At 62.7% G+C, this 13,960-nt stretch carries 12 protein-coding genes; 9 read left to right on the top strand and 3 right to left on the bottom strand.

Translation table 11 applies throughout. The features are described from left to right. Positions 1-19: 19 nt before the first annotated feature. From ACWIKC_RS12700 to ACWIKC_RS12660, 9 genes are all read left to right on the top strand, one after another. A complete protein-coding gene (locus ACWIKC_RS12700; protein ID WP_454597845.1) occupies positions 20-1,273 on the top strand; it encodes a TolC family protein in 1,254 nt (417 codons plus the stop codon). Between the two features lie 11 nt (positions 1,274-1,284). Beyond that, positions 1,285-2,469 carry an efflux RND transporter periplasmic adaptor subunit gene (locus ACWIKC_RS12695; RefSeq protein WP_454597844.1) on the top strand — a complete coding sequence of 395 codons (1,185 nt, stop codon included), beginning with the start codon at positions 1,285-1,287 and terminating at the stop codon, positions 2,467-2,469. A gap of 64 nt (positions 2,470-2,533) precedes the next feature. Continuing rightward, positions 2,534-5,788, top strand: a complete 3,255-nt coding sequence (locus ACWIKC_RS12690) for a CusA/CzcA family heavy metal efflux RND transporter (protein ID WP_454599500.1) — start codon at positions 2,534-2,536, stop codon at positions 5,786-5,788. Positions 5,789-5,827: 39 nt separating this feature from the next. Continuing rightward, on the top strand, positions 5,828-6,214 hold the full coding sequence (locus ACWIKC_RS12685) for an STAS/SEC14 domain-containing protein (protein ID WP_454597843.1): 387 nt from the start codon (positions 5,828-5,830) through the stop codon (positions 6,212-6,214). Beyond that, on the top strand, positions 6,211-6,840 hold the full coding sequence (locus tag ACWIKC_RS12680) for a cation diffusion facilitator family transporter (RefSeq protein WP_454597842.1): 630 nt from the start codon (positions 6,211-6,213) through the stop codon (positions 6,838-6,840). The genes ACWIKC_RS12685 and ACWIKC_RS12680 overlap by 4 nt, the downstream gene beginning before the upstream one ends. Next, positions 6,837-7,862 carry a sodium:calcium antiporter gene (locus ACWIKC_RS12675; RefSeq protein ID WP_454597841.1) on the top strand — a complete coding sequence of 342 codons (1,026 nt, stop codon included), beginning with the start codon at positions 6,837-6,839 and terminating at the stop codon, positions 7,860-7,862. Before ACWIKC_RS12680 ends, ACWIKC_RS12675 begins: the two co-directional genes overlap by 4 nt. Next, a complete protein-coding gene (locus ACWIKC_RS12670) occupies positions 7,859-8,020 on the top strand; it encodes a hypothetical protein (protein ID WP_454597840.1) in 162 nt (53 codons plus the stop codon). Before ACWIKC_RS12675 ends, ACWIKC_RS12670 begins: the two co-directional genes overlap by 4 nt. A gap of 14 nt (positions 8,021-8,034) precedes the next feature. After that, positions 8,035-8,916: a hypothetical protein gene (locus tag ACWIKC_RS12665; RefSeq protein ID WP_454597839.1), complete on the top strand. Its 882-nt coding sequence runs from the start codon at positions 8,035-8,037 to the stop codon at positions 8,914-8,916. Between the two features lie 9 nt (positions 8,917-8,925). Beyond that, entirely contained in the window at positions 8,926-9,867 is a 942-nt protein-coding gene (locus ACWIKC_RS12660) for a cation diffusion facilitator family transporter (protein ID WP_454597838.1), read from the top strand. Positions 9,868-10,052: 185 nt separating this feature from the next. On the opposite strand, the gene ACWIKC_RS12655 is transcribed toward ACWIKC_RS12660, so the two are convergent. The 3 genes from ACWIKC_RS12655 to ACWIKC_RS12645 form a co-directional block, all read right to left on the bottom strand. Continuing rightward, positions 10,053-11,447: an aldehyde dehydrogenase family protein gene (locus tag ACWIKC_RS12655; protein WP_454597837.1), complete on the bottom strand. Its 1,395-nt coding sequence runs from the start codon at positions 11,445-11,447 to the stop codon at positions 10,053-10,055. Then, positions 11,444-13,084 (bottom strand): acetolactate synthase large subunit, encoded by a 1,641-nt coding sequence (locus ACWIKC_RS12650; protein ID WP_454599499.1) that lies wholly within the window; start codon positions 13,082-13,084, stop codon positions 11,444-11,446. Before ACWIKC_RS12650 ends, ACWIKC_RS12655 begins: the two co-directional genes overlap by 4 nt. A gap of 454 nt (positions 13,085-13,538) precedes the next feature. Continuing rightward, the gene (locus tag ACWIKC_RS12645) at positions 13,539-13,946 is read right to left on the bottom strand and encodes a MerR family transcriptional regulator (protein WP_454597836.1); all 408 of its coding nucleotides are present in this window, start codon (positions 13,944-13,946) and stop codon (positions 13,539-13,541) included. Positions 13,947-13,960: the final 14 nt, after the last annotated feature.

Below are 13,960 nucleotides of genomic sequence, written 5' to 3'. Positions count from 1 at the left end.
GCAGAGGAAATTTCCAGAAATGTCAGCCATTAGATGGCGAGGCGCCCTGATTGCAGGGCTCGCTCTCGCCGCAAGCGCCGCTCCCACGGCTGCGCAGGAGCGAGAGCTTCTGACGCTCGAAGAAGCCTTGAATCGTACGGGCGTAACCGGCGAGTCCACTGAAACAGAGGCGAACCCGCGCATCGTCGGTCCGCGTGCGGATGCGGATGCTGCGCGCTCGCTCGTCGGCCAGGCGCGTCTGCGGCCTAATCCGGAGGTTTCGCTCGAGGTCGAGAACATCGCCGGCAGCGGCGCCTTCTCCGGGCTCAGCGCCACCGAATACACGCTGGCTGTCGGTCAACGGATCGAGCTCGGTGGCAAGCGCGGGGCGCGCGTCGAGGCGGCCCAGGCGCAGGCGCGACTGGCAGATCTGCGGGCAGGCCTTGCCGGGGCCGAACTCGGGTTCCTTGTTCGCGATCGTTACGTTACGGCGGCTGCTGCTGCCGCGCGTGTCGAACTCGCCCGCGATGTGGTCGAGCGGAACGAAGAGCTTGCCCGCATTGCCGGTGTACTCGTCGAGGTTGGCCGCGAGCCCCCGCTTCGGGCGCTACGCGCCGAGGCGACGCTGGCGGAAGCGCGAGCAGAGCTACAGGGGGCCGAGGCAGCCAGTTTGGCCGCGCGGACCGCGCTCGCGGCGCTCTGGTCGGGGGAAGGCGCGCCGCCGCTTATCCCGAGCGACTTCCCCGACATCGATCCACCAGGCGCGGTGCTCGCCTCTGCAACAGGTCTTCAACTGGAGGTGGCTCGAGCCGAGAGCAGAGCGGCCGAAGCCGAAATCGATCGCGAACGCAGCCTGCGCATTCCCGATCCGGTCGTTTCGGCCGGCGTGCGGCGTTTCGAGGAAAGCAACGACAATGCATTCCTGGTGGGCGTCTCGATCCCGCTTCCCTTCTCCAATCGTAACCAGGGCAATATCGCCGCTGCCGAAGCCAGACTGCGCGCAGCCAATGCCCGCGAGGCGGTAGTGCTTGCCGATTTCGAGCAGGCGGTGACCCGCTCCCGGGCGGAATATCTCGCTGCCGAAGCCCGCGTCGAAACCCTTTCCGCCACGTCGCTCCCCCAGGCCGAGGAAGCACTACGCCTCGTCCGCATCGGCTACCGCAACGGCCGCTTCCCACTGATCGAGGTGCTGAGCGCGGCCGAGGCTCGCGATGACATCCGCGAGGCCCTGATTGCCGCGCAGGAAGACCAGGGACAGGCAGCCGCCGAGCTCATCAGGCTGGCCGCACAATGAGGAATATATTCATGAACCGCAGAAAGCTGGCGATCATCGCCGGGATTGCCATTCTTGCTGCCGCGCTGCTGATTTTGCTCTGGCCCGACAGCGAAGCCGAGACCCACGCCGAGGGTGAGGAACATGCCGAGGGCGAAGCGCACGCCGGAGAAGAAGGCGGCGAAACAGAACAGCCTGAAGGACTGGTCCTGCTCAGTGACGAGCAGATCCGTACCGCGGAAATCGAACTTGCCACCGTCCGGACAGGCGCCGCGGTCGAGCTCGTCTTCCCCGCGACCGTTGCCGCCAGCCCGACCGCCAGCGCGCGGATCGATGCGCGTGCCTCGGGCGTCGTGCGCAGCATCGGCAAGACGCTGGGCGACTATGTTCGGGAAGGCGAAACCGTCGCGCGAATCGAAAGCGCCGATGCTTCGGCGCTGGCCTCGCAGCTAAGTGCCGCCCGCGCTCGGGTAACCGAGCTGTCGTCAGCCTACGAACGCGAACGCCGCCTGTTCGAGGAGAATGTCACCGCGCGGCAGGACCTCGAGGCTGCCCGCGCCAATCTCGACGTGGCCCGCTCCGAACTGAACCGGTCGCAGGCTGCCGTCGCCGCAGCCGGTGTCAGCGGTGATGGCCGTTCGCTGGCGGTGACCAGTCCCCTGGCGGGCCGCGTGACGGCCGCACCGATCGTGCTTGGTTCCTTCGTCGATGCCGGCGAGGAACTCTACCGTGTGGTCAACCCCAACGCTCTTCAGGTCGAAGTCGCCTTGCCGTCCGAAGATGCCTCGCGCATCCAGCCGGGCGACGAAGCTGCGCTGATCGTCGGCGATGGCCGCGAGATCGGCGCGCGTGTGCGATCGGTGACGCCTTCGCTCGATCCGGAAAGCCGCAGTGCAACCGCCGTACTGAATCTGACGCGACCGATACCCGGGCTCCAGCCCGGCGCTTTCCTCCAGGCGCGTATTCGTCCCTCGGGAGAAGTCGATCGCGACCGTATCGCAGTCCCCGAGGACGCCGTGCAAGTGCTCGAGGGACGCGATGTCGTCTTCGTGCGCACGCAGCGCGGCTTCCAGGCGCGCGAGGTGGAAACGGGCAGCCGTACCGCCGGAATGGTGACGATCCTGTCCGGTCTCCAGCCTGGCTGGCGCATCGCGACCGACAATGCCTTCCTGCTGAAGGCCGAACTCGAGAAGGAGGGTGCGACTCATGGCCATTGATCAGACCGCCTCTCCCGCAGCCGAGGACGCACACGAGGAAAGCCATCGCCACGGTCTTGTCGGGATGGTTCTCGATATTTCCGTGCGCTTTCGCTGGGCGATCATCGTCCTGACCGTGTTCGCGGCAATTTACGGTGCATTCAATCTTGTGCGCCTGCCGATCGATGCCGTTCCCGACATCACCAATACGCAGGTCCAGATCAACACCAGCGCGCCCGCGCTTTCGCCCTCGCAGGTGGAGACGCAGGTGACCTTTCCGATCGAGACCGGGCTCGCCGGGATCGAAGGGCTGGAAATGACCCGCTCGATCTCGCGCAATGGATTCAGCCAGGTGACCGCGATCTTCGAGGAAGGCACCGACCTCTATTTCGCGCGCCAGCAGGTCAACGAGCGGCTTTCCCCGATCGGCGCCTCGCTGCCCGAGGGCGCGGAGCCCACGATGGGCCCGATCTCCACCGGCCTTGGCGAAGTGCTGATGTACACGATCGAGTACGAACATCCTGGCGGGCGGGGGGCGCCCACTGGCCGAAGTACAGGTTGGCAGGCCGATGGCAGCTTCATCACCGAACGTGGCGACCGCCTCGAAAGCGAAGTGGCCAAGGCGGCCTATCTGCGCACCGTGCAGGACTGGGTCGTGGCGCCGCTGATGCGCTCGATCGATGGCGTCGCCGGGGTCGATTCGATCGGCGGCTACGAGAAGCAATTCCTCGTCCAGCCCGACCCGGCCCGCCTTACCGGCTATGGGCTGTCCTTCGATTCGCTGATCGATGCGCTCGAGGCCGCCAATCTCGCCGCTGGTGCCAATTTCGTTGACCGCGCTGACGAGGCTCTTCTGGTTCGGGTCGATGCCAGGCTGGGCAGCATCGCGGATATCGAGGAGGCGGTCGTCGCTACTCGCGAAGGCGTCCCCATTCGCATCGGCGACGTGGCAACAGTTGAAGTTGGGGGCGATCTCCGGACTGGCGCGGCTTCTCTGAACGGCGAAGAAGCCGTGGTCGGCACGGTTCTGATGCGCGCCGGCGAAAACAGCAGAACGGTCGCGGCCGGCTCTGCCGAGCGGCTCGAGGAAGTTCGTGCGTCGCTTCCCGAAGGGATCGTCGCCGACATCGTCTACAACCGCTCTTCGCTGGTGGACGCGACCATCGCCACGGTCGAGAAGAACCTGCTCGAAGGCGCCTTGCTGGTCATCGCCGTGCTGTTCCTCCTGCTCGGCAACATTCGGGCCGCGATCATAACGGCGCTCGTTATCCCGATCTCGATGCTCATGGCGGCGATCGGAATGAACCGGCTCGGCGTCTCCGGCAATCTGATGAGTCTGGGGGCGCTGGACTTCGGCCTGATCGTCGATGGCGCAGTGATTATCGTCGAGAACAGCGTTGCGCGTCTCGCCATGCGGCAGCATCGCGAAGGGCGGCTGCTCACTCTGGGCGAGCGCCTGACTGAAACACGGCTTGCGGCACAGGAGATGATTAAACCGACCGTTTACGGACAGGCGATCATCTTCCTCGTGTTTGCGCCGCTGCTCACTTTCACCGGAGTCGAGGGCAAGACGTTCTCGCCCATGGCTATCACGATGATGCTCGCGCTCGCCTCTGCTTTCGTGCTGTCGCTGACCTTCGTGCCGGCGATGATCGCGGTCCTGCTCAACAAGAAGCTGACCGAGACGGAAGTGAAACCCATCCGCTGGACGAAGGACCGCTATGGCCCCGCCTTGCGCAAGGCCATTGCGCGACCCTGGCCGGTAATCGGTGGTGGCGTTGGCGTGTTCGCCGTGGCGGCATTCGTGTTCGGCTTCCTTGGCAGCGAGTTCACCCCGCAACTCGATGAAACCGATCTTGCGGTGCAGTCGCTGCGGATTCCGTCCACCTCTCTCGAACGCTCGTTGTCGATGCAGCGACGCGTGGAAGACAGGCTGGAAGAGTTCCCGCAGGTGGAGCTGGTGTTTTCGCGGACGGGCACGGCCGAGGTCGCCAGCGACCCGATGCCGCCCAACGCCTCGGATGCCTACGTCATTCTCAAACCCCGCGAGGAGTGGCCCGATCCGGATCTGTCGAAAGATGAGCTCGTTGCTCAGATGGAGGAAGGCCTCGGCGAGCTGGTCGGCAATCTCTACGAGTTCAGCCAGCCCATCGAACTGCGTTTCAACGAACTGATCGCGGGCGTGCGCGGCGATGTGGCGGTCAAGCTCTACGGGGACGACCTCACGGCACTGACCGAAGCAGCGGGCGATGTCGCGGGCGTCCTGCAGGGCGTCGAAGGCGCCGCCGATGTGAAGGTGCAGCAGGTGACGGGTTTCCCGACGCTCGACATCGCCTTCGATCGCCCGACCATTGCGCGATATGGGCTGACTGTCGAGGACGTGGCGCAATCGGTGGCCATCGCGCTCGGCGGAAGACCTGCGGGTCTAGTCTTCGAAGGCGATCGCAGGTTCGAGGTCATCGTTCGTCTGGAAGCTGCGGCGCGGGACGATTTCGACCAGCTCGGGGCGCTCCCGATCGTTCTCGAGAACGGCGTTACGGTACCGCTTCGGGCACTGGCCGATTTCCGCGTGGTCGATGGCCTCGCCGAAGTGCGTCGTGAACAGGGACGCAGGCTGGTGATCGTCTCGGCAAACGTGCGCGAACGCGATCTCGGCTCCTTCGTGGAAGAGGCTCAGGAAGGGGTCGCGGCACAGGTCGACATGCCGCCCGCCTCGTTCATCGAATGGGGTGGACAGTATCAGAACCTGCAGGCGGCTCAGGCACGGCTCGCAATCGTCGTGCCTGTCTGCTTTGCCCTGGTTCTGTTCCTGCTGTTCATGGCGCTTGGTGGCTGGGTTCCGGCGCTGGCGGTGTTCAGCGCCATTCCGATGGCGCTCGCCGGCGGCATCTTCGCACTCGCGCTGAGGGACCTGCCTTTTTCGGTATCGGCGGCAGTGGGCTTCATCGCGCTTTCGGGCGTGGCGGTGCTCAACGGTCTAGTCATGATGACGGCGATCAAACAGCGCCTTGAGAAGGGCATGGCTCTCGACGAGGCGATCGAGGATGGCGCTCTGGCGCGCATGCGCCCCGTGCTGATGACCGCGCTGGTCGCTTCGCTTGGCTTCGTGCCGATGGCGATCGCGACCGGCACCGGCTCCGAAGTGCAACGTCCGCTGGCCACCGTCGTCATCGGAGGGCTGATCACCGCAACCATTCTGACCCTGTTCGTCCTGCCTGCGATTGCGCGGCTCGTGCTGCATCGTTCCGACGATGAGCGCAGCTGGCGCGAGAAATGGTGGGATCGCCTGCGCCGCAATGTGACGCGGGAGGAACGGGACGAATTGCGGGAGGTTACATAAAGGAAAGGGTTCTCAAAGAACCTGACGGAAGAGGCTATTGTGCTGGAGATCGAAGAAGAGAATGGGCTGATCCGGGTTAAAGCCGGGGGAACTCTCGAAAGCTCGGACTACGACCGCTTCGTACCCCTGTTCGAGCGCATTGCCGCGCTCGAGCAGGGCACGGTGCCGATGGTCATCGAGCTCGCGCCGGATTTCTCGGGCTGGGATCTTGGCGGAATCTGGCGCGACCTCCGCTTCGACGTGAAGCACAAGGACCAGTTCGGCCGTATCGCCGTTCTCGGCACAAGAGTCTGGCACGAATGGGCCGCCAAACTGTCCGACGTTCTCTTCCCGCCGGCCCAGATGCGCTTTTTCGATCCGGATGCCGGAGGGCGCGCCGAACGCTGGGCGCGGACCGGTGCCGAAGGCGAAGGGAACGCCGAATGAGCGAAACCGACCTTGATCTCGCCTCCGCCGACAAGCGCCGTACTCTGTGGATCGTGCTTTGGCTCAACGTTGCCATTGCAGTCGGCTTCTTCATCACCGGCGCGATAGGGGATTCCAACGCCCTGATTGCGAACGGCCTGGATAATACGTCCGACGCGGTCGTCTATGGGCTGACCTTATTCGCCCTCACCCGCTCGCGGGTGTGGAAGCGCGGGGCGGCGCGCGTTTCCGGTTTCATGCTCCTGATCTTTGCGGTCGGCGTCGTCCTGGATGCCATACGCCGTTTCCTCGAAGGATCGGAGCCTGCCGGCATCATGATGATGGCGATGGCTGCCGTCGCGGCGGTCGTTAACCTTCTCTCGCTCTACCTGCTCAAGAAACTGCAGAACCAAGATGTGAACCTGCGCGCGGCCACTACTTTCAGTTTCAACGATTTCGTGGCCAACGGCGGTATTATCATTGCTGGGATCATCGTGCTCTTCACCGGTGCCAACTGGCCCGACCTCGTCGTCGGCATCGCGGTTGCCTGCATCGCGCTGTATGGCGGCATCGAGATCCTCCGCGATGCGCACATGGACATCCACGAGGAGAAGGGGACCGAACACCGGGGGATCGGGAAGAAATGACAGCGGTCTGGGCAGCGGTTCTTCTCGCCGCCGTCTGGGCAGCGCACTGGGGGGCGGAGCGGCTATCTGAGCCGCTCAAGAAGCTTCGCAAGCAATGGGGCTTTTCGGTTGCCGCAGGTGGCTCCTTTCTGGGCATCGCGGCAGCCTCGCCAGAAATTGGCATCAACGTCACGAGCGCGGCGCGCGGCGTCTCCGATATTGGACTGGGCGCCATGCTCGGCTCCAACGTCCTCGCCATCCCGCTGATGGTGGCGACAGCTTATGTCGCAACCCGCAAGTCGGGTCTGAAGGAATCGGGTAACAAAGACCACCAAGAGCACCGGCGAAAGCACTACGTCGCGGTCGACAAAGGTGCCGTCACCGTTCAGGCGCTACCCTACCTGGCGATCCTCGCGGTCTTCGCGCTGCTGACGCTGCCCGCCCCGTGGCGAGGCCTGCAACCGATCGACGGCTGGCTCCTGCTGCTCGCCTACCTGGCGTACCTCGTCCAGGCTCTGGTGCGCGGCCGCAAGCAAGGAGAGAATGTCGACTGGAGCCGCAAGGAACGGTGGATGGCGATCGCAGGCGTCAGCGCTCTCGCAGTCGGTGCCTATTTCACCGTTTTCTCCAGTGAGAAGATCATCAGCGCTCTCGGTATTCCCAACGTAGTCGGCGGTTTGTTCATCACCGCCACTGTCGCAGCTTTGCCGGAGGTCTTCGCAACGTGGAGCGTCGCCCGCTCCGGCCAGGTCACCTCGGCCAGCACCAGCGTGATCGGCGATCATGCGGTGACGATGACGCTCGCCTTCATACCGCTCACGATCATCGGTACGCCGATAGAGGACTTTCGCCTCTTCTCGGTCAGCCTGGCGTTCGTGGCGCTGATGCCTGTCCTCTACGCGATGTTCATCCACTTTTCGGGCGAGCAGGCGAGGGGGTTTCATCGCTGGACAATTTTCGGCTTCGCAGCCGCCTACGCGGCGTTCGTCGCGGTCATCGTGTTTTGGGTGCAGCCGTTCCAAGGCTCGGGAGGCGGAGCATGAGCAGCGAACATCAGCAAGCCGGTGCCAGCTACGCCGGCCCGTCTCATCGCAGTGGAGCGCCGGGTGATCGGCAGCCTGACTTCGCCGCGGCAGCGGGAGATGGCGCCGCCATGATGTTCGCACTCAATGGTTTTGCCTGTCTGCATCGGGCTGATTAGGTCAGGACCGCCGAGTGACAATCATCGACACCCTTTTTGCGACGCAAAGCCGGTCGCACACCTTACTCCTGTCGATGCTCGCCAGCGCCGGCTTGATCGTGAGCGCAGTATGGGCCGAGCGCGCTGCATCGGAATTGCGCCGATCTGACCTGCTCATGCCCGCTGTCTCGGGCGTTCTCTTTGCGCTCGTTGCAGTCACAATCATGCCATTTGTCGAGCGGACCGTCGACCAGTGGCTCATTCCCTTCCTGTATCTGGCTGGCGCGGCAGCTTCTCTTATCCTGTGCGCGGCAGCTCGAAATCTTGCACTTCGTCGCGCCAGGACTCCGAACAGGAGCACTGAGCCCACCGGTCGCCAATCGGCTGTCGCCGAAAACTCCGTTTTCTCCATCGTCGACCTGCTTGGGTACGGCATGGCTATCGGCGTAGCAGCCGCCGCGTCGGCAACCATGGGCATAGCTCTGGCCACCGGCCTTGCTGCAGCAAATGTCCATGTATCCCGTCAGCTCGGCACCGGTCTTCTGACGGCGACGATGAGCCGGATGGACCGCGTTGCTTTGCAGCTTGGTCTCATCTTGGCGCTCAACGGCTTCGCACTCCTCGCGTTCTGGACAGTGCACAGCTTCGGCACCAAGGGAACGCCAGAGCTTCTTGCGTTCTTCGGAGGATTTATGCTCGCTGCGGCGGCCAGGATGCTGCTCTCTCACGGGCAGGCTATTGCCGCAGGACGAACGATATGGTCGGCTCTCGCCTTTCTCGGTGGTTTTGTCGCCGTCGCCCTGGTCGCAACAGCGCTTGGCGAGGTTCTGAACGCTGCTGGCATCCGGAGTTCGGGCTTCGAGCATCCAGTGGAGCAAGCGTCTGCTCAATCAAATATCCGTCAAGCGAGAGAATAGGGAAGCAACATGGGTCACTCCCACGATCACGGCGGCCATAGTCATGGCGAAGAGAACCTGAGCGATCGCCAGCTCATTTTCGCCGTGGCAATCAACGTTCTGCTGACGGTGGCGCAGATCATCGGCGGGGTCCTGTCTGGCTCACTCGCGCTAATCGCGGATGCCTTGCACAATTTCAGTGATGCAGCGTCGCTTGGCCTTGCGTGGTTCGCACGCCGCATCGGACGTCGGCCCGCCGACAAGCTCATGACCTTCGGCTATGCCCAAGGGGAAGTTGTCGCAGCGCTCATCAACCTGACCACGTTGCTCATCATCGGCTTTTACCTGCTCGTGGAGGCCATCAATCGCTTCGCCGATCCGCAGCCTGTTGAGGGCTGGACCGTCATTGGCGTGGCGGGAATTGCCTTGGTGATCGATCTCGTCACCGCCTTCATTACTCATCGCGGCGCGAGCGACAGCATAAACATGAAGGCGGCGTTCCTTCACAACGTGTCTGACGCGATGGCTTCCGTTGGCGTGATCGCGGCAGGGGTTCTGATTCTCCTGTACGATTTCTACCTCGCGGACCTGATCATCACCGTGGTTATTGCCGGCTATGTGATCTGGCAGGGTCTGTCGCTGATGCCGAGGACGGTTCGCCTGCTGATGGGAGCCGTCCCTGATGAGGTGGAGTTCGACCAGATCGTTCACGCCCTGCAGGAGCACGATGGGATCGCTGGGGTGCATCATGTTCATGTCTGGAACCTGGGCGAGCACCACCGCGCTCTGGAAGTACATCTCACTCCCTCGACATCCTCACTTCAGGCGTTCGAGAGGCTCAAGCAACCGATAAGGGATATGCTGCTGGAAAAGTTCGGCATCGCTCATGCAACCCTCGAGGCATGCCTCGCGACCGAATGCGACGATCAGCTGATACCGACGCATCCTCCGGCTAGCGACCCCGATCACTGATCCACCGCGGAAATGCGCGGGCGGGATGCCGGCAGTAAACACGGCGCTGGCCCAGCTTGCGCTTGTACTGGGCAACTCCGAGCGCAACCGGCACAGCCTTGGTATCTTCGCTCAAAACTTGAAAGCTGTCAGAGGCAGAAGCGCGCTGAAAGCGGTGTGATTCGTCGGTTTGATTGCAGCCGATGCTAATCGAGGCCGGACGAGCTCCTCGTTATCACCATCTTTTCCGGGCTCATATCGGACATTGTATATCCGATACCGCCTGTTCCGAGACCGGAGTGCCGTCGACCTGCGAAGGGCATCCAATCGACCCGGAAGGCGGTATGGTCGTTGACCAGCACCGTGGAGCCCGACAGGCGCTCGACGCAATGATCGGCAATGTGCTGTCGCTCGGTAAATACGGCGGCCTGAAAGGAATAAGGCAGCTCGTTCGCTTGGGAAATGGCTGCATCGATACTGTCGTATCCGTAGAGGCACACAACGGGCCCGAACACCTCCTCTCGCGAGACCTTGGCGGCGCGAGGCGGATCGATAAGAACGGTGGGATGATACAGCGTCGGGCCGATGCGCTTGCCACCTGCGGCTAGCTCGGCGCCGCTCTCGACGGCGGCCGCGACCCAGGCTTCGATCCGGTCGACCTCGGCAGGGCGGATGAGAGGACCGCACTGAGTTTCCTTTTTGGTGGGGTCTCCCACCTTCAGTGCCTTTGCGCCCGCAGCGAGCGCGGCAGCGAAGTCCGGCAGTTCGGCACGCGGAACGAACACCCGCTGGACCGATACGCAGACCTGACCGGAATGATAAAACCCCCCTTTCAGGAGCGACGGAATGACGTTTTCGCGTGGTATATTCTCATCGACGATGACCGGGGCCGCGCCCCCATGTTCCAGCGCCACGCGTGTACCGGGTGCGAGCCTCGAACGGAGCATCCAGCCTACCTTGGCTGAGCCGACGAAGGAAAAGAACGCCGTTCGCGGATCCGTGACCATTTGTTCGGCGACATCGTCCGTGCAGGGCACAAAGCGGCACCAGTGTTCGTCGAGGCCTGCCTCGTACAGGATTTCCACGAAACTCTTGCAGGACAACGGAGTATCCTTGGCCGGTTTCACCAGAACGGGACACCCCGTCGCGACAGCGGGGCCAACCTGATGGGCGATCAGATTAAGGGGATGGTTGAACGCCGAAATCGCGACCACCGGCCCGATCGGCTCCCGAAAGGTGTAGGCTGTACGGCCTGCGCCCGCCTCGGTCAGCTCCATCGGAATCTGGCGTCCGCCGCTCGCGAACAGTTCATGCACGCAGAGTTTGACGCTCTGAACGGCGCGGCTCGTTTCCGCACGGGCGTCGACAAGCGGTTTTCCGCCCTCGCGCGCGATCTGCATTGCGAGGCTCTCTGCACGCTCGCGCATGAGCGAGCTCGCACGCTGCAAGATGGCAATCCGCTCGTGAACCGGAATCCAGGCCTGCCGGTCTTCGTGCAACGTCCGCGCCTCGTCCAGCCAGCGGTCGATCTTCGGCCAGTCGACCAGATCCACGCTGCCGATGCACTTCTGGTCGTAAGGATTGAGGACCTGCCAGGTCATTGGGGGCACTCCATCGCGCTCAGCTCTTCGATCAGAACTTTTCGGTTCTCCGAATAATCCACCGGCAGATCCACGAGGTGAACGCCGCCGCTTTCGAATGCGTCATTCAAGGTTGGAAGCAGCGCTTGGCTGCTGTCGATCCGGTGGCCCGTCGCGCCATAACTTTTTGCGTAGGTGACAAAGTCGGGGTTGGCGAAGCTCAGGCCGTAATCGGGAAAGCCAAGTTGCTCCTGCTTCCACCGGATCATCCCGTAAGCGGCATCGTTGAGAATGAGCACAACCAGATCGAGGCCAAGCCGGACCGCGGTTTCCACTTCCTGCGAATTCATCATGAACCCGCCATCGCCGCAAACGGCCAGCACACGGCGTTCTGGCGAGAGCATCGCCGCCATCATGGCCGAGGGCAGCCCGGCTCCCATAGTCGCCAGTGCGTTGTCGACCAGAAGAGTGTTGGGCTCATGCGCGATATAATTGCGGGCGAACCAGATCTTGTAGATACCATTATCGAGCGCCACGATGTCGTCCCGCCCCATGACCTGGCGCACATCGGCGACAACGCGTTGGGGTATGACCGGGAACCGTTCATCGTCACTGCCGCGACGGATATGCGCGGCGATTTCTTCGTGCACGCCGGCATAAGCTGTCAGGTCGCACGGCCGCTTCCCGCGAAGCCGCTCTCCCAGACGTTCCACCGACCCGGCAATATCGCCGATAACCTCCAGCTGCGGAAAATAGACCTGGTCGACTTCGGCGGCCTTGTAATTGATGTGAATGACGGTTTGCCCGCCGGGCTCCATGAAGAAGGGGGGCTTCTCGACAACGTCATGGCCGATATTGACGATCAGATCGGCGCGCTCAATGGCGCAATGAACATAGTCGTCGGAGGACAGCGCCGCGGTGCCGAGATAGAGCGGACTCGCTTCGTCGAGCACCCCCTTGCCCATCTGGGTATCGAAGAACGGAAACTGGGTTTCGTCGACGAACTTGCGGAGCGCCTTGCAGGCGCTGCGCCGGTTGGCTCCGGCTCCGACCAGAAGGAGCGGGCGTTCGGCTGCGACGATCCGCTCGGCCGCCTCATCGAGCGCGGCATCGCCCGCCACGGCATAGTGGCGCGGGTGAGGCGCGACGACGGGTTCCGAGGTCTTTTCCTCCGCGATATCCTCGGGCAACTCCAGCAGTACTGCGCCGGGTCGTTCTTCCTGCGCCCTTCGGAAGCCCTCGCGTATTAAGGACGGAATGCGATTACCGTTCACGATCTGCTTCGCCATTTTGCATAATGGGGTGAAGAGCGCGACGACATCGACGATCTGAAACTGGGCCTGCTTCGAGACCTTGATGGGCTTCTGCCCGGTAATGATGACGAGGGGGAAAGCGCCCAACGCAGCGTAGGCAGCCGGCGTTGTAAGGTTGGTCGCCCCCGGTCCCAGCGTCGCCAGACAGACGCCGGGTTTTCCGGTGAGGCGACCATATGTCGCTGCCATGAAGCCCGCTCCCTGTTCATGGCGGGTGACGATCAATCTGATCGGAGATGTCCGAAGCGATTCAAGCAAATCCAAATTCTCCTCACCGGGCACGGCAAAGATGTATTCGACCCCTTCGGCTTCCAGGGCGGCGACCAGGAGATCGGATGCTTTCATCTGCAAAAACTTTCCTTGATTTTTCCGCTTATAGGCCTGCTGCAATTGCCTTCAGGTAGTTGACTTGATTGAGCAACAGCTACGAGGCCCCTTCACCAACTGCTGGAGAAGCCGCCATGAGTCGTCCGAGTCGATACTAACGGTGCCATCGGATCACCGTTCCGCTAACGCCACCGGACCGCTGTTTCAGCTCAGGAAGCGCGGCAACCGGTCTGATTTCGCCGATGCGGGGCAGACCGCCTCCACCAATGGTCAGCGCGCAGCCCGAATTCTAGACCATTCGAACCCGCTTCCTTGATAGGGTGCAACGACCGTCAAGGCTTGGATGGATGGTAAGAGAGATCATCAGGCGCCCCGATATGGTAATTTCGGGCCGGAAAGCGTCAGCAGTCTAAGGTGGCTGAAGAATAGTGCCTGACCGCTAAATCGCCGGGTGAAGCGGACAGTTCGATGCTCAATGTGATGGGGCCTCCGCGATGGCACCGATGACCTGGCAATCGGCCATGCGGCCCCCGTCGCAGTTGGCGGCCACCCGCTCCAGCTCACGCCGCATCAGCATCAGACGAGACATCCTCGCTTCTACAGCGAGAAGATGGCGGCGAGCGATCGCAGCCGCCGCTCCGCAATCGAGGTCCGGGTGCTCCGAAAGACCAATCAGTGACTTCAATTCCTCCGTTGAAAAACCAAGGTCACGCCCGTTCCGTATGAACGTCAGGCGCTTTACATCCGCTTCGCTATAGGTGCGGCGGCCGGAATCGGTACGCGCCGCCTTCGGCATCAAGGCGATATCCTCGTAAAAGCGGATGGTGTTGACCTTGACGCCAGTGCGCCTCGCCAGCTCGCCGATCATCAGCATCGCCATAAGTCTTGATCCTC

This window comes from Qipengyuania sp. SM2507 (assembly GCF_053714505.1).
This window is presented reverse-complemented; position numbering and strand designations above follow the sequence as displayed.

What these genes read in the sequence shown, in the direction of transcription:
- ACWIKC_RS12700 (WP_454597845.1), top strand. Translation starts at nt 20, where the DNA reads ATGTCAGCCATTAGATGGCGAGGCGCCCTGATTGCAGGGCTCGCTCTC.
- ACWIKC_RS12695 (WP_454597844.1), top strand. Translation starts at nt 1,285, where the DNA reads ATGAACCGCAGAAAGCTGGCGATCATCGCCGGGATTGCCATTCTTGCT.
- ACWIKC_RS12690 (WP_454599500.1), top strand. Translation starts at nt 2,534, where the DNA reads ATGGTTCTCGATATTTCCGTGCGCTTTCGCTGGGCGATCATCGTCCTG.
- ACWIKC_RS12680 (WP_454597842.1), top strand. Translation starts at nt 6,211, where the DNA reads ATGAGCGAAACCGACCTTGATCTCGCCTCCGCCGACAAGCGCCGTACT.
- ACWIKC_RS12675 (WP_454597841.1), top strand. Translation starts at nt 6,837, where the DNA reads ATGACAGCGGTCTGGGCAGCGGTTCTTCTCGCCGCCGTCTGGGCAGCG.
- ACWIKC_RS12670 (WP_454597840.1), top strand. Translation starts at nt 7,859, where the DNA reads ATGAGCAGCGAACATCAGCAAGCCGGTGCCAGCTACGCCGGCCCGTCT.
- ACWIKC_RS12660 (WP_454597838.1), top strand. Translation starts at nt 8,926, where the DNA reads ATGGGTCACTCCCACGATCACGGCGGCCATAGTCATGGCGAAGAGAAC.
- ACWIKC_RS12655 (WP_454597837.1), bottom strand. Translation starts at nt 11,447, where the DNA reads ATGACCTGGCAGGTCCTCAATCCTTACGACCAGAAGTGCATCGGCAGC.
- ACWIKC_RS12650 (WP_454599499.1), bottom strand. Translation starts at nt 13,084, where the DNA reads ATGAAAGCATCCGATCTCCTGGTCGCCGCCCTGGAAGCCGAAGGGGTC.
- ACWIKC_RS12645 (WP_454597836.1), bottom strand. Translation starts at nt 13,946, where the DNA reads ATGGCGATGCTGATGATCGGCGAGCTGGCGAGGCGCACTGGCGTCAAG.